Origin of the sequence: Rhizobium sp. PvP014, from assembly GCF_017876855.1 — a bacterium.
Taxonomy (GTDB): Bacteria; Pseudomonadota; Alphaproteobacteria; order Rhizobiales; family Rhizobiaceae; genus Neorhizobium; species Neorhizobium soli.
In genome coordinates this window covers 2381205-2395951 of record NZ_JAGIOT010000002.1, presented here as the reverse complement: position 1 = coordinate 2395951, position 14747 = coordinate 2381205, and the positions used below count along the sequence as shown (strand labels likewise).

Below are 14747 nucleotides of genomic sequence, written 5' to 3'. Positions count from 1 at the left end.
TACGGTGACCGCTGGTCTAAAATAGAAAGCGGCGGCTCACAAGTGTAAGCGCTCAACTCCGAACTTTCGAAGAACCCGATAGGTCATGACGGATATGCAGACGATCGAGACCCAGACGATCGAAACCCAGTGTGTCATCGCCGGGGCAGGGCCGGCGGGCCTGATGCTGGGCTTTCTTCTGGCGCGGGCCGGCGTCGATGTGGTCGTGCTCGAAAAGCACGCGGATTTCCTGCGCGATTTCCGTGGCGATACCATCCATCCCTCGACGCTGGAAGTGATCACAGAGCTCGGCCTGATCAATGACTTTCTGGCACTGCCGCATACAAGGGCGCCAAAGCTTTCCGCGCAGATGGGCGGCGAGACGATCACCATGGCGGATTTCTCCCGTCTCCCGGTCAAGAACCGTTTCATCGCCTTCATGCCGCAATGGGATTTTTTGAATTTCATGGCAAGGCAGGCGCAAAGCTATCCCAATTTCAAGCTGATCATGGATGCCAAGGTAACCGGGCTCATCGAGGAGAAGGACGCAATTGCCGGCCTCTGCGTCGAAACGCCGGATGGTCCGCTGACCATCCGCTCGCAACTCGTCGTCGGGGCCGATGGCCGCAATTCCATCATCCGGGACAAGGCCGGCCTCACCGTCGAAAGCTTCGGAGAGCCGAGCGAAGTCCTGTGGATGAAGCTTTCCAAGCAGAAGGATGACCCGAACGAGGTGATGGGGCATGCCGGTCCAAGCCAGGGTCTGGTGCTGATCGACCGGGGTGACTACTGGCAATGCGGCTATGTGGTCCGTCGCACGACCTATGCAGACATCCGCGAAAAAGGCATCGAGGCTTTTCGTCAGCGAGTGGTGGACGTTTCGCCGCTTCCGGCCGCGCGGATGGCGGAGATCTCCTCCTTCGACGACGTCAGCCTTTTGACCGTACGGATCGACCGGCTGACACAATGGTGGCGCAGCGGCCTGATCTGCATCGGCGATGCGGCGCATGCGATGTCGCCGATCGGCGGCGTTGGCGTCAACCTTGCCATCCAGGATGCGGTGGCGACGGCAAACATTCTGGCAAAGCCGCTGCGCGAAAACAGGCTCTCGGATGCGGATCTCGCGGCCGTGGAAAAGCGCCGCAGCTTTCCGACGCGCGCCACGCAGAAACTGCAGCTGATGATGCGCTCGAGCCGCCGCAGCGATGAGGTCGATGCGCAAAAACGCAAAGGCCCGCCAGCTTTTATCCGCGGCATCGCCCGCTTTCCGCTTCTCGCCCATCTCTCGGGACGACTGATGGGCCTCGGCTTCCGTATGGAGCATGTCCGCAAGACCTGAACCGTTTGCCTTGGGTTTTCAGATCGACGAGGTCGGCGCAGCGGGTAAAGCGCAACTTTGAGGCGCCTCAAAATGCCACCAGTATTCCTGCCCGCAACCTTTCCAGGTATCTCCCGTTGTGAAAGGGGTCCACGAACGGGGTGATGCGATGCTGATGTTCGGACGAATGCTGACGATGGCTGCAGCGATACTGGGCGGCCTCTTTTTCTCTCAGGCGCCCGAGTTTGCCCAGCAATACCGCCAGCGCATCGGCGGCGCGTTCGATGAGCTGAAGGTGATGATCACCCAGTTCGACACCCAGGCCAACCACCACGGTCTTGGCCGGCAAGAAGCGCTCAACGTCTATTCGAGCTCGCCGGAAACCTTCCTGCGCGACCAAGGCGACACGATGCGCGGCATCTTTCAGCGTTACGAGACTTTGCTGACGCAGCAGGATGAACTGATCAAGGCCTCGCTGCCGATCAAGCCGTTCGTGGTGATGCGCAACGCCGACCCCATGACATTCACCAACACATGGCGCGACTATGTGCCGGCCGTGCCGATCGACGCCGCAGGCCTCACCTGGGCCGGCGGTGGCTTCTTCGCCGGCTGGGTCGCCGCCGGCATTCTCGGTTTCGTGCTCAAGGGGGCGACCCGCCCATTTCGCACAAACCGCGGCAGCAAGCAGGCCACGCCGCAAGTATAGACGAGGAGGGTGCGGAATTGGTGATCCCGAATGGACGGCGAAATCTCCGAGAACGTAATCCCGGGAACACGGAATATTCGTAGGCAGAAACGCGACATCCTTCCGAAAGTTCGCGTTCTCAGCTACGGGAGCGGGCCTTCTGTAAATGATCGGCGTGGCGCAGTATGTAGACATCGTGCACTGGTATAAGAGTTTGGCCTGCTGGCGCCACACGTTGGCCAAGTACCCGCTTTCTATAGGTATCGACCTCAAGTCAATCTCGTACATTGGCGCCGATCTACTACATCGCCAGGTCCTCTTTTCCACACGACAGTCACCAGCCCCGCTCAAGTATTGCCCGCTAAATTAGCTCTACTTGCGGATCGGGCGAGCATAGCCATGGCTGAATGGGACAACGTCGTCACCATCGAGTTGCGGGAGGAAACCAAGACCTTTGTGCGTATCAAAAGCACGAAGGAGGCGGCGAAGTATTTGATCGAAGCGTGGCCGGGTTCCCGGTACGCAGCTTACCATGATGCCGTGGTCGCCTGCGCCGGAGCATTGAGGGGCCTCACGAACGAAAGACGCGTTGTCGAAGTGCTGTGTAAGGCGGCTTCGTCGTCCAACCTGATCGCTTACGACAGCATCGATGCTTTCGAGGCAGAGATGATCAGCGCAATCAGAATGGCCTTGGACACCGATCTTCAATCTTGTCTCGAGGCAACGTTAAATAAATTCGAGCTAAACAGTATAAATTTCGTCGAGGTCGGGATTTAGTTGATCCGCTGTTTGATGAATTTTGCAGGCGCTCTATTGTGTGTTGAAAGAGCCATGCGAAAATTCAAGCCTGGCCAAAATCGAGACGTTGAGCATGGCCGCAGCAAAGCAGTTACGATGGCTTGGGTCGAAGCAAATCCTTTGCAACTACGAGTTCTCGCCGCGGTTCTGAGTTTGCGTATTTCGACGGTAGCGGATGGTTGTGGTGCTGAGCAGTTCTTACTGTGCAGCACCACATCACGTCGCGGGTAACGGTTGAGCGAACTCGGCCGTAATCAGCCAGCGAATGATCGGGTTGTGGGAACGCGGGAACGCGGACGTCCCATAAGTCCTGCAAATAATGGTGATCCCAATTGGATTCGAACCAATGGCCTCAAGATTAGGAATCTTGCGCTCTATCCTGCTGAGCTATGGGACCACTCGGCAAAACCCATACAAAAGGTGATGCGTTTAGCCAAGTGTTTTTCTGCGGGTTATGGTGACAGGCGCTGCTCCGTGAGCTTGACCCAGTAGGAGATGCCGTAGGCGAGGGCTTCGTCGTCGAAGTCGTAGTTGGGGTTGTGCAGCGCTGCCGTATCGCCGTTGCCGATGAAGATGAAGGCGCCGGGGCGGCGTTTGAGCATGAAGGCGAAGTCCTCGCCGGCCATGGTCGGTTCGACGTTGGCATCCACATTGGCGGCGCCGACGATCGATGAGGCGACGCCGATTGCGTGGTCGGTCTCGCTGTCGTGGTTGGAGGTGACAGGGCATTTGCGCTCATAGTCGATCGACCAGCCGGCGCCGTGGGCGCTTGCCAAGCCTTCGACGATCTGGCGGATGCGGTTTTCGGCGAGATCGCGGGTGTCCTCGTTCAGCGTGCGCACGGTGCCCATGATGATCGCGTTGTCGGGGATGATATTGTGTGTCGTTCCGGCATCGAAGCGGGTCACTGATATCACCACCGACTGGACGGGGTCCGCATTGCGGGCGGCGATTGCCTGCAGGCTGCCCACCAGCTGCGAGCCGATGAAGATCGGGTCGATCGTCTTGTGAGGCTGGGCCGCGTGGCCGCCGCGACCCTTGATGGTGATGGTGAAGCGGTCGGGTGCGGCCATGATGCCGCCCTTGCGGATGGCAAACTGGCCGACCGGAATGCCCGGCATATTGTGCATGCCGTAGACTTCGTCGATGCCGAAGCGCTCCATCATGCCGTCTTCGATCATCGCCAGCGCGCCGGCGCCGCCTTCTTCGGCGGGCTGGAAGATCAGCGCCACGGAGCCTTCGAAATTGCGGGTTTCGGCAAGGTATTTTGCAGCACCCAGCAGCATGGACGTGTGCCCGTCATGGCCGCAGGCATGCATCTTGCCAGGGGTTTTCGAGGCCCAGGTCTTTCCCGTGAGTTCGGTCAGCGGCAGCGCGTCCATGTCGGCGCGCAGACCGATCGTGCGTCCACTGCTCCCTGCGCCTGAGCCCGCGGCGCCCTTGCCCCTGATGATGCCGACAACGCCGGTGCGGCCGATGCCGGTCGCGACCTCGTCGACGCCGAATTCCTTCAGCTTAGCGGCTACGAAGGCTGCGGTCTCAACGACGTCATAGAGGATTTCGGGGGTCTGATGGAGGTGTCGGCGCCATTCGCTGACTTCGCCTTGAAGTTCGGCGGCTCGGTTCAAGATGGGCATTCGGATTTCCTGTCGCTGCTGCTGTTCATAAGGTTGTGACCCATCCTCCCGAAGGGAGTGTGCCTCGCCTGATTGACGTAATCAATCATCTTTGCCATTGCTTGGCCACAGTGGCCACATATGCGCCAAACGTTTCGGGCCTTCATTCCCGGCTCCAGCGACGAGGAACGCTCTTGTCATTCTTGCATCTGAAATCCGCGACCGCCGTTCGGGTGGTCTCCGCCATTGCGGCACTAGGCCTCCTCGTTTCCGCCGGCAGCGCTGCGGCCAATCCGCGGCTGATCGTCGATGTGAAGAGCGGGCGGGTCATCGCCCATCAGGATGCGTTCCTGAAATGGTATCCGGCTTCGCTGACCAAGCTGATGACGGCCTATGTCACCTTCAAGGCGATCAAAAGCGGCCGTCTTTCGCTCGAAACCCAGGTGGTGATGAGCAAGAAGGCGACGGACCAGCCGGCCAGCAAGATGTATTTCAAACCGGGCACGCGGCTGACGCTCGACAATGCGATGAAGATCCTTCTCGTCAAGTCTGCCAACGATATCGCCGTGGCCGTCGCCGAAACGGTGGGTGGCTCGCTCGACCAGTTCGTGGAAATGATGAATTCCGAAGCGCAGGGGCTCGGCATGGCATCGAGCCATTTCATCAATCCGCATGGCTTGCCGGGCAAGGGCCAGTTTACCACGGCGCGCGATCTCGCCGTGCTGACGCTGGCGCTGAAGCGGGAATTTCCGCAGTACCAGAGCTATTTCTCGCTGGAAGGCATCGATACCGGCAAGAAGCAGTATCCGAACTTCAACACGCTGATCGGCCGCTTTGATGGGGCCGACGGCATGAAGACCGGTTTCATCTGCGCCGCCGGCTTCAACCAGATCGGCTCGGCCACCCGCAACGGCCGCACGGTGATTTCGGTCGTGCTCGGGTCCGACAGTCTCGCCGGCCGGGCGGATGATACTGCGAACCTTCTGCAGCAGGGGCTCACCTCCCAGGCAAACGAAGGCGTGCCGCTCGCCTCGCTGCCGCCCTATGGAAACACGGCCGAGGTGAATGATGTCAGCGCCGAGATCTGCAATCCGAAGGCTGCCAAAGTCCGCAGTGAAAATCGCGACGATGCCGGGCGAACCGTTCTGCATTCGCCCTTTATCCACGAGATGACGCGGCCACCGCAATATGCGGTGACAAGCCTCATCCTCGGCGGCGAAGACGTGCCGGATGCCAATACGGGCACAAAGTCCGTGCCGATCCCGCAGCCGCGCCCAGCCAATCTCTAAAGAGCGGGCTGAACTTTAAGGTACTAAAACATGTCCTTTAGCGGTCGCATTCCGGTTTCCATCCTCACCGGCTTTCTGGGGGCGGGCAAGTCCACGCTTCTCAACCGGATCCTGAAGGATCCGGCCGCCAGCAACACGGCCGTCATCATCAACGAATTCGGCGATGTGAGCATCGACAATTTCCTGGTCGAAAGCTCCGGCGATGCGCTGCTTGAACTTTCCAACGGCTGCCTGTGCTGCACCGTGCGCGGAGAGCTGATCGATACGCTCGCCACGCTGATGGACGGCGTGCAGACCGGGCGGCTGAAGCCGATCCACCGGGTGGTCATCGAAACGACAGGCCTTGCCGATCCGGCGCCGGTCATGCAGTCGGTCATGGGAAACCCGGTCATCGCGCAGAATTTCGAGCTCGACGGCGTCGTCACCGTTGTCGATGCGGTCAACGGTATCTCGACGCTCGATCGTCATCCGGAAGCGGTCAAGCAGGCTGCGGTCGCCGACCGGCTGGTTCTCTCCAAGCTTTCCATGTCCACACCGGAGGAGAGCGACGCGCTGCGGGCCCGGCTGCGCGCGCTCAACCCGCGGGCACCCATCGTCGATGGCGATGACGAAAGCACCGGTGCCGCCGCGATCCTCGTCAACGGGCTCTACGATCCGGAAACAAAGATCACCGATGTCGGCCGCTGGCTGCGGGAAGAAGTGGCGCACGATCACGCGCATGAGGCTCATGGGCATGGGCACGATGGGCACGGGCACGGGCACGACCATCACGACCATAAGCACGATCCTCATGATCACGGCCACCATCATCACGATGTAAACCGGCACGGCGCCAACATTCGCTCCTTCTCGATCGTCCACGACAAGCCGATCGAGCCGATGGCGCTCAGCATGTTCGTGGATCTGCTGCGCTCGGCGCATGGCGAAAAGCTTCTGCGCATGAAGGCGATCGTGGCGATGTCCGATAATCTCGAGCGTCCGCTGGTGCTGCACGGCGTGCAGAGCATTTTCCATCCGCCGGAACGGCTGGCGAAATGGCCTGAAGGCTCCGATCGTCTGACGCGCATGGTGCTGATCACCCAGGATCTGCCGGAGGCGTTCGTGCAGGATCTTTTCGCGGCCTTCACGGGCAAGCCGCAGATCGATCGTCCGGATCGTGCGGCGCTCGAAGACAATCCGCTGGCCGTGCCGGGCATGCAGTTCTAAGGCTGCATCGCCAGTTCCAATTTTCGATTTGATGCTGTTGCGCAATCAACCCTTGCGGATCACGAACCTGTGGCCCGTCTCGGTCCGCTCGGACGAGAGCAGGACGTGGCCGTCCTGGCTGCAGAAATGCGGGATATCGATGCCTGCAAGCGGATCGGTGGTTTCCAGGGTAAGAGACGCGCCCGTCTCCATGGACTTCAGACGCTTGCGGGTCTTCAGCACGGGCAGGGGGCATTTCAGCCCGCGAAGATCATAGGTCTCTCCGAGGGCTTCCCCAGGCACTGGCGTCAGTCCTTGGACCAGAACTTCCAGGCGGGCTTCTTGGCGGTCTCGGTCACCGGCTGTGTTGCCGTATAGGCAAGCGGGTTCTGTTCCGGCACAGGAACGGCAACGGTCGTGCCCTGCGCTGTCTGAACGGTCGGCGTTGCAGCCTGTGGTGCCGGCGCCGATGGAACGCTGGCGGTCTGGGCGCCACGCAACTGCGTATTGGCAATCGAGCCGGTCGTCGTTGCAGGCAGGCGGTCCTGCTTTACCATCATACGCTCGTTGATCGAGGCTGTACGGGCAGACGTCGGGCTAGCGGAGGCAAGCACGGTGGTCGCCGGCTTCTCGCCGCCCGAGGCCATGCGCTTTTCCATCATCTGCTTGAATTCCGACTGGCTCAGCAGCTTGCCGGCTTCCAGCGAGGTGCCTGTCGGCGCATAGGCGAGTTCACGGCCCTTGCGCTTGCCGGCAACGACGGCCTTGCGCTCGGCTTCCGTCGGTTCGTACCAGACCTTGCCGTCATACTTGTCCATCGCCTTCTGATAGGCGAGTTCGTAGGTCTTGGAATAGGACGACAGTGCGGATACCAGCGTCGGCGGCGTCGACATGGTCGGGCAGGCGGCGGCCGGTGCGAACTTGCCGTTGCTGTCCGCCTGCTGGTTGAAGACGTATTTCTTTTCGCAGACGTTCACTTCCGGCGGGCGCTTCGTCACTTCGAAATTGTCGTAGCCGGTCTTGATCATCTTCCAGAAGTCATAGTTCTGGTTGTCGCGGTGGCGCACCATGTTTTCCGCGCTCATGCGGAAGGGAAGCGCCTGCAGCTGGATCGAGGTCTGGCCGCCCTTAAAGGCGTCGCGTGCAAAGGCGTAGATTTCCAGAACCTGTTCGTCGGTCATGGAGTAGCAACCCGACGACGAGCAGGCGCCGTGGATCATCAGATTGGTGCCGCTGCGGCCGTTGGCGGCGTCGTAGCGGTTTGGGAAGCCGGTGTTGATGGCGAGGTAATACTGCGAATTGGGGTTCAGGTGCGCAGGGGTCAGGCTGTAGAAGCCTTCCGGCGCCTGACGGTCGCCTTCCTTCACCTTCGGTCCGAGCTTTCCGGACCAGGCGCAGATGTCATAGCTCTTGATGACGTCGAAGCGGTTGTCGGCCTTCGCCTTCCAGATCTCGAGCTTACCCTCTTCCTTGAGGATGCGGATCATGATCGGCGACTGGCGCGGCATGTTCCTCTTTTGCATCTCGGCAACGATGCTGGAAGGAAGAGGCTGCTCCTTCTTGTTCTTGACGGTCGAGAGATCGATCTTTGCAGAGTCCAGCGTATCGTTACAGCCGGTCAGGGCCGTTGCGACAAGAAGGGCGAAGGCGATGTGTTTCAGGCGCATCGAGACAAACCACATATCAGGAATGGCGAACAAAACCGTACGAGACACGATCAATAAGACGGTAAGCTTTACATCTTCTTAAACGCTTGCACGCGGCTGTCTAGCGAAACCGCCGCGGTTTTCACCGCACACCGGCAATTGCCAAAGTCCTATACCGGCGATTTTGGCAATTTCAGGGGCAGACGATCGGTTTTACGCCTAATCCTACAGGTTGCGGCCGATATCGAGGAATTTCTGCCGGCGCTGGTTGCGCAACTCGATGCCGGAGAGCTTTCCAAGTTCTTCCAGAGCCGAAGCAATCACCTTGCCGGTGGCAGCAATAACGGTTTCCGGGTCGCGATGCGCGCCGCCGATCGGCTCCGGAATGATCTCGTCGATGATGCCGAGACCCTTCAGGTCGTCGGAGGTGATCTTCATGTTAGTCGCAGCTTCACGGGCGCGGGTCGAATCGCGCCACAGGATCGAAGCTGCACCTTCAGGCGAAATCACCGAATAGATCGAGTGCTCGAGCATGTAGACTCGGTTGCCGGTGGCGATGGCAATCGCACCGCCGGAGCCGCCTTCGCCGATGACGATCGAGATCAACGGGACTTTCACGCCAAGGCACATTTCCGTCGAGCGGGCGATGGCTTCCGCCTGGCCGCGCTCTTCCGCGCCGACGCCCGGATAGGCGCCTGCCGTATCAATCAGGGAAATGATCGGAAGACCGAAGCGGTCGGCCATTTCCATGATGCGGATCGCCTTGCGATAGCCTTCAGGACGCGGGCTGCCGAAATTGTGCTTCAGGCGGCTCTTGGTGTCGTGACCCTTTTCCTGGCCCATCAGCGCGACAGGCATACCGTTGAAACGGGCAAGGCCTGCCTGGATCGCCGCGTCCTCACCGAAATTGCGGTCGCCGGCAAGCGGCGTGAAATCGGTAAACAGCTTTTCGGCATAATCGACGAAGTGCGGGCGCTGCGGATGGCGGGCAACCTGCGTCTTCTCCCAGGCGCCGAGCTTGGAATAGATGTCCTTGACCGCTTCCTTCACCCGGCCTTCAAGGCGGGTGATCTCGTCGGTCGTGTCGATGCTTTCATTCTCGTCCGTGAGCTTCTTGAGCTCGTGGATCTTGCCCTCGAGGTCAGAGATTGGCTTTTCGAAGTCGAGATACGTTTGCATGAGATCCGGTTTCCGGTTGTTTTTCTCTTGAGGAACGTAGCGTTCCAATTTTCGATTGGCGCTTCTAATCCCGGTTTTTGGCCTGTTTTGCAAGAGGGTGATGTGTTTGCACCGTCTGGCGAAGCCGTTCTTCCAGGACATGGGTGTATATTTGAGTGGTGGAAATGTCTGAATGTCCAAGCAGTTCCTGTACCACTCGAAGGTCGGCGCCGTTTGCCAAAAGATGGCTTGCAAAGGCGTGACGCATCACATGCGGCGAGATCGCAGCGGTTTTTAAGCCCGCCCGCGCCGCCAGTCCCTTGAGGTCGCGGGCAAAAACCTGGCGGGGAAGATAACCTTCCTTGCTGCTGGAAGGGAAGAGCCAGATGCTCTCCGCATCTTTTTCGCGGCTGGCACGCATTTCGCCATAAACCTTCATCGCGGCGATCGCCGAGCGGGACAGCGGTACCAAGCGTTCCTTGTTGCCCTTGCCGCGCACCATCAGGAACCGACCTTCCTGGTCCAGCACCTTTGCCGGCAGTGAGACGAGTTCGCTCACCCGCATCCCTGTTGCATACAGAAGCTCGAGTAGCGCCAGCATGCGGGCGCGGGAAATCTGATCGGGTCCCGGCTGTGCCGCTTCCTCGATGGCAAGACTTAAGAGACGTGTCACGTCTGCCTCGGTCATGATCTTGGGCAGCGAACGGCCCTTCTTCGGGGCGTCCAGAATGGATGTCGGATCGTCGGTCCGAAGGCCTTCGGCATAGAGGAACTTGTAGAATTGCCGCATGGCAGAAAGGCGCCTTGCCTGCGAGGACGCGGCAAAGCCCTGCTTGCCGAGATGGCCGAGATAGGCCGACAGATCGCCGCTTTGCGCAGACGACGGCGTCGATTTGCGGGTTGCGAGGAAGGAATGCATGTCCTCCAGATCGCGTTCATAGGAGGAGAGCGTGTTCATCGCCGCACCGCGTTCGGCGCTCATCATTTCCAGAAAGGCTTCGATGTGAGCGCGAGACAGGTCGGCCATTGGTTCGTCCTATCCTTGTCAGGCGGTCAGGGCTTCTGGGCGGGCGGGTTCAGCCGTTCGGAGGGCACGCGCACGGTGACATCGCGTTCGCGCGGCTCCACCAGAAAGACCAGTGCCACCATGCTTCCGTAGATGATGCCAGCGATCACCGCGAGCACGAATAGAAACCGGAACAGGGTAGGCATCGAGAACTCCGCTTCGTTGCGCTGCACTATATCCGTAAATGTTTATAGATCGACAAGAAGAAACGGTGAGGGCGGTGTTTCAGGCGCCGCGCGGCTTGACGCCCATCCCGCATTTGTCGATACCGTTTCGCAAACGGACGAGACGATGAACGAAGTTGCATCCATTGCGGAACAGTCGCTCAAGCAGCGGGCGAGCGCGGCACTCGGTGGCCGCAACCTGACCCTTGTCGGCCTGATGGGAGCGGGCAAGTCGGTGATCGGAAAGCTGGTCGCCCAGGCTCTCAACGTGCCCTTCGTCGATACCGACGCGGAAATCGAAAAAGTCTCCCGCATGACGATCTCGGAGCTTTTTGCCGCATACGGCGAAACGGAATTCCGGGCGCTGGAAACGCGGGTTATCGAGCGGTTGCTGAAGCAGGGACCGCGGGTGGTCTCCACCGGCGGCGGTGCCTTCATCAACGAGGCGACCCGCGCGCAGATCAAGGCCGGCGGCGTTTCGCTGTGGCTGAAGGCGGATCTGGATGTTCTGTGGGAGCGCGTCAACCGGCGCGATCACCGCCCGCTTCTGAAAACCGAAAACCCGAAGCAGACGCTGGAGAACCTGATGATCCAGCGCTACCCGATCTATGCCGAAGCCGATCTCACCGTGCTGTCGCATAATGTCCGCAAGGACGTGATGGTCAACGAGGTGCTAAAAGCGCTGGCCGGGCTTCCCAAGGCCGGCCTTGCAAAGACAGGTGACATGCCATGAACGAAACCTCCCGTGCTTCCGAACGCCTGGTGCATGTGCCGCTCCAAGGGCGCGCCTACGATATTCTGATCGGCCCCGGCCTCATCGAGCGCGCCGGCGGCGAGATCACCTCGCGGCTGAAAGGTCGCCGTGCAGCCATCGTCACGGACGAAAATGTGGCGCCGCTCTATCTCGAAGCGCTGATGGACAGTCTGCAGACCGACGGTATCGAAGCCGTGTCGCTGACGCTGCCGGCCGGCGAAAAGACCAAGAGCCTCGAACACCTGTCAACCGTCTGCGACATGGTTCTGTCGGCGCGGATCGAACGTAACGATGCGGTGATCGCGCTTGGCGGCGGCGTGATCGGCGATCTCGCGGGTTTTGCGGCAGGCATCGTGCGGCGCGGCGTGCGCTTCGTGCAGATCCCGACCTCGCTTCTGGCGCAGGTGGATTCGTCCGTCGGCGGCAAGACGGGCATCAACACCCGTCACGGCAAGAACCTGCTCGGCGTCTTCCACCAGCCGGATCTGGTTCTCGCCGATACCGCAGCACTCGACACGCTGTCCGAGCGAGAGTTTCGCGCAGGTTATGCCGAGGTCGCCAAATACGGGCTGATCGACCAGCCGGATTTCTTCGAATGGCTGGAAAAGAACTGGAAGGCCGTGTTCTCAGGCGAGCCCGAGCGGATCGAGGCGATTGCCAGAAGCTGCCAGTCGAAATCCGATGTGGTGGTCGAAGACGAGCGCGAGACCGGCCGTCGCGCGCTTCTCAATCTCGGTCACACATTTGGCCATGCGCTGGAAGCCGCCGTCGACTATGACGGGAAGCGCCTCGTTCATGGCGAAGGCGTCGCGATCGGCATGGTGCTGGCCTACCAGTTTTCGGCCCGCATGAACCTTGCAAGCCCTGATGATGCCAGCCGGGTCGAGGCGCATCTGAAAGCCGTCGGCCTGCCGACCCGGATCAGCGACATTCCAGGCGAATTGCCGCCGACGCAGAGGCTTCTCGATGCGATTGCGCAGGACAAGAAGGTGAAGAGCGGCAAGCTCACCTTCATCCTCACCCACGGGATCGGCCAGTCCTTTGTTGCCGACGATGTACCGTCTTCCGAAGTGCTGAGCTTTCTTGACGAAAAGCGGAGCCGATGAGCGCGAAACGCAGCCTGCCATCGCGCTTGCTGAACGCGGTCATCCGCCGCCTGCTTCGCATGTCCCGCCTGACCCTGTCGCCGGAAACGCTCATTTTTGCGGACCGGGACGATCTGCATTCGGCCCTCGAAGCACGCCACCGGGACCGCGATCCGGTGCAGCGGGACCGTAACCGGCTGAGCGGTCTGTTCGAGCTTCAGGAGCTCGAAGTCTCCGACGTGATGCGGCACCGCACCGTCATGCGCGCCTTGAACGCCGACGATCCGCCTGAGGTTCTGGTGCGCACCGTGCTGGAAAGCCCCTATACCCGCATGCCGGTGTGGCGCAATTCGACCGAAAACATTATCGGTGTGCTGCATGCCAAGGACCTGTTGCGCACACTTGCCGACGTGGAGGCCGACGGGGCCCCTGTCGATGTTGTGAAGATCGCCCAGCGGCCGTGGTTTGTGCCCGATAGTACCAGCCTCAAGGACCAGCTTGCCGCATTCCTGAAGCGAAAGGTGCATTTCGCCGTCGTGGTCGACGAATATGGCGAGGTGCAGGGCATCGTCACGCTGGAGGATATTCTCGAGGAAATCGTCGGCGATATCGCAGACGAGCATGATATCGAGGTCCGTGGCGTGCGCCAGGAAGCCGACGGCTCGATCCTGGTCGATGGCTCGGTGCCGATCCGAGATCTCAACCGGGCGCTCGGCTGGAGCCTGCCGGATCAGGAAGCGACGACCATCGCCGGTCTCGTCATCCACGAATCAAAGCTGATCCCCGAAGAGCGTCAGGCCTTCACCTTCCACGGCAAGCGCTTCATCGTCCTGAAGCGCGAGAAGAACCGCATCACGCGGCTCAGAATCCGCCCGGCAGTTGAGACGGCTCTACCAGGCGAATAGGTCTCCGCTACCAGCGCGTCGCTTCGCCCGGTGCCGCGGCTTCCACCGCCAGCGCGTGCAGGCCTGCGTCGAGTTCGGGCTTCAGCAGGGCATTCACCGCCCGGTGCCGGTCGAGACGGCTCTTTCCCGCAAATGCCGGAGACACGATCCGCACCCGCATATGGGTCTCGCCTGTCCCTGTAATATCCGGCTGATGTCCGGCGTGATGCTGGCTCTCGTCGATCACCTCGAGCCGGTCGGGGGCAAGGTTGTCGCGAAGCGTGGCTTCGATGCGGGCTCTTACGGTCATGTTCGGCTTCCTTTGATGGCAGACAGGGCGACGCAGAAGGGCATCTCAGAAACCAGCAACAAACCGGTTTGTCAATTCTTGTCCCGTCTTCTCGGCGGCCCCATAATAGGAGCCTTATGAAACTCGATTCCAAATATTTCGACCGTATCCGGACGCGCCGGAACAGGCAGCAGGAAACGGCTGCGCAGGCTCCGACCTGCCAGTGGGACGGGTGTAACAATCCCGGCGTCCACCGTGCGCCCGTGGGTCGAAATGCGGAAGGACAGTTCTTCCTGTTCTGCTTCGAGCATGTGAAGGAATACAACAAGGGTTACAACTATTTCTCCGGCCTGTCGGATGGCGAGATTGCGCGCTACCAGAAGGAAGCGATCACCGGTCATCGCCCCACCTGGACGGTTGGCGTCAACAAGGCGGCGAAAGACGGGCCATTGCATTCGAGCGCGCGCTCCAGTGCAGGCGGCGCCAGCGGAACTGCTTACGCGCAGCAGCGTTTCAAAGATCCGTTCGGCTTTGTTTCCCAGGCCCGTGCGGGCACCGGCGGACGGTTCGAAACGCAGGGACGAAAGCTGAAAACGCTGGAAGCCAAGGCTTTCGATACGCTGGAACTGGCGGCAAACTCGAATTCGACCGATATCAAGCGGCGCTACAAGGAACTGGTCAAGAAGCACCACCCGGATGCCAATGGCGGAGACCGCGGTTCTGAAGACCGTTTTCGCGCTGTCATTCAAGCATACCAGTTGTTGAAGCAGGCGGGTTTCTGCTAAGCCGTAAAAACATATGGCAGCGAGGATGAAGGCCGGGCATTTGCCC

At 60.3% G+C, this 14747-nt stretch carries 15 protein-coding genes, 1 tRNA gene and 1 pseudogene; 9 read left to right on the top strand and 8 right to left on the bottom strand.

Going from position 1 to position 14747, the window contains the following annotated elements; translation table 11 throughout:
- Positions 1–94 precede the first annotated feature (94 nt).
- The 3 genes from J3A65_RS16220 to J3A65_RS16210 all read left to right on the top strand — a co-directional run bounded on the left by J3A65_RS16220 (position 95) and on the right by J3A65_RS16210 (position 2759).
- A complete protein-coding gene (locus tag J3A65_RS16220; protein WP_245341694.1) occupies positions 95–1318 on the top strand; it encodes an FAD-dependent oxidoreductase in 1224 nt (407 codons plus the stop codon).
- A 148-nt stretch (positions 1319–1466) separates the two neighbouring features.
- Positions 1467–2003 carry a DUF2937 family protein gene (locus J3A65_RS16215; protein WP_209902267.1) on the top strand — a complete coding sequence of 179 codons (537 nt, stop codon included), beginning with the start codon at positions 1467–1469 and terminating at the stop codon, positions 2001–2003.
- A gap of 378 nt (positions 2004–2381) precedes the next feature.
- A complete protein-coding gene (locus J3A65_RS16210; RefSeq protein ID WP_209902265.1) occupies positions 2382–2759 on the top strand; it encodes a DUF982 domain-containing protein in 378 nt (125 codons plus the stop codon).
- A gap of 341 nt (positions 2760–3100) precedes the next feature.
- On the opposite strand, the gene J3A65_RS16205 is transcribed toward J3A65_RS16210, so the two are convergent.
- Positions 3101–3177: transfer RNA gene (locus J3A65_RS16205), tRNA-Arg, on the bottom strand.
- A 55-nt stretch (positions 3178–3232) separates the two neighbouring features.
- Positions 3233–4417 (bottom strand): M20 aminoacylase family protein, encoded by a 1185-nt coding sequence (locus tag J3A65_RS16200; protein WP_113166672.1) that lies wholly within the window; start codon positions 4415–4417, stop codon positions 3233–3235.
- A gap of 182 nt (positions 4418–4599) precedes the next feature.
- Here J3A65_RS16200 and J3A65_RS16195 point away from each other — a divergent pair, with 182 nt between their 5' ends.
- Together J3A65_RS16195 and J3A65_RS16190 are read left to right on the top strand one after the other, a co-directional pair.
- A complete protein-coding gene (locus tag J3A65_RS16195) occupies positions 4600–5685 on the top strand; it encodes a D-alanyl-D-alanine carboxypeptidase family protein (protein ID WP_244476246.1) in 1086 nt (361 codons plus the stop codon).
- A gap of 30 nt (positions 5686–5715) precedes the next feature.
- On the top strand, positions 5716–6891 hold the full coding sequence (locus J3A65_RS16190; protein ID WP_209902263.1) for a GTP-binding protein: 1176 nt from the start codon (positions 5716–5718) through the stop codon (positions 6889–6891).
- Between the two features lie 45 nt (positions 6892–6936).
- Here J3A65_RS16190 and J3A65_RS16185 read toward each other — a convergent pair whose 3' ends face one another.
- The 5 genes from J3A65_RS16185 to J3A65_RS16165 all read right to left on the bottom strand — a co-directional run bounded on the left by J3A65_RS16185 (position 6937) and on the right by J3A65_RS16165 (position 10886).
- Positions 6937–7173, bottom strand: a complete 237-nt coding sequence (locus J3A65_RS16185; protein WP_062461809.1) for a sulfurtransferase TusA family protein — start codon at positions 7171–7173, stop codon at positions 6937–6939.
- Positions 7174–7178: 5 nt separating this feature from the next.
- Complete coding sequence (locus J3A65_RS16180) at positions 7179–8537, bottom strand: murein L,D-transpeptidase family protein (RefSeq protein ID WP_209902260.1); 1359 nt, start codon at positions 8535–8537, stop codon at positions 7179–7181.
- A gap of 204 nt (positions 8538–8741) precedes the next feature.
- A complete protein-coding gene (locus J3A65_RS16175; protein ID WP_209902258.1) occupies positions 8742–9695 on the bottom strand; it encodes an acetyl-CoA carboxylase carboxyltransferase subunit alpha in 954 nt (317 codons plus the stop codon).
- Between the two features lie 64 nt (positions 9696–9759).
- Complete coding sequence (xerD, locus tag J3A65_RS16170) at positions 9760–10701, bottom strand: site-specific tyrosine recombinase XerD (RefSeq protein WP_209902256.1); 942 nt, start codon at positions 10699–10701, stop codon at positions 9760–9762.
- A gap of 26 nt (positions 10702–10727) precedes the next feature.
- The gene (locus J3A65_RS16165; RefSeq protein ID WP_092660944.1) at positions 10728–10886 is read right to left on the bottom strand and encodes a hypothetical protein; all 159 of its coding nucleotides are present in this window, start codon (positions 10884–10886) and stop codon (positions 10728–10730) included.
- A gap of 145 nt (positions 10887–11031) precedes the next feature.
- Here J3A65_RS16165 and J3A65_RS16160 point away from each other — a divergent pair, with 145 nt between their 5' ends.
- The 3 genes and pseudogenes from J3A65_RS16160 to J3A65_RS16150 all read left to right on the top strand — a co-directional run.
- Positions 11032–11637 carry a shikimate kinase gene (locus tag J3A65_RS16160; protein WP_209902254.1) on the top strand — a complete coding sequence of 202 codons (606 nt, stop codon included), beginning with the start codon at positions 11032–11034 and terminating at the stop codon, positions 11635–11637.
- Positions 11634–12764, top strand: coding sequence for a 3-dehydroquinate synthase (aroB, locus tag J3A65_RS16155; protein ID WP_209902252.1), 1131 nt, complete (start codon positions 11634–11636; stop codon positions 12762–12764). Before J3A65_RS16160 ends, aroB begins: the two co-directional genes overlap by 4 nt.
- A gap of 29 nt (positions 12765–12793) precedes the next feature.
- Positions 12794–13648 (top strand): annotated as a pseudogene (locus tag J3A65_RS16150) (transporter associated domain-containing protein); the annotation flags it as partial.
- A 7-nt stretch (positions 13649–13655) separates the two neighbouring features.
- On the opposite strand, the gene J3A65_RS16145 reads toward J3A65_RS16150, so the two are convergent.
- Positions 13656–13937, bottom strand: a complete 282-nt coding sequence (locus J3A65_RS16145; protein ID WP_113111775.1) for a BolA family transcriptional regulator — start codon at positions 13935–13937, stop codon at positions 13656–13658.
- A gap of 116 nt (positions 13938–14053) precedes the next feature.
- On the opposite strand from J3A65_RS16145, the gene J3A65_RS16140 reads away from it, so the two are divergent.
- Positions 14054–14701: a J domain-containing protein gene (locus J3A65_RS16140; protein ID WP_113111776.1), complete on the top strand. Its 648-nt coding sequence runs from the start codon at positions 14054–14056 to the stop codon at positions 14699–14701.
- The last annotated feature ends 46 nt before the right edge of the window (positions 14702–14747 follow it).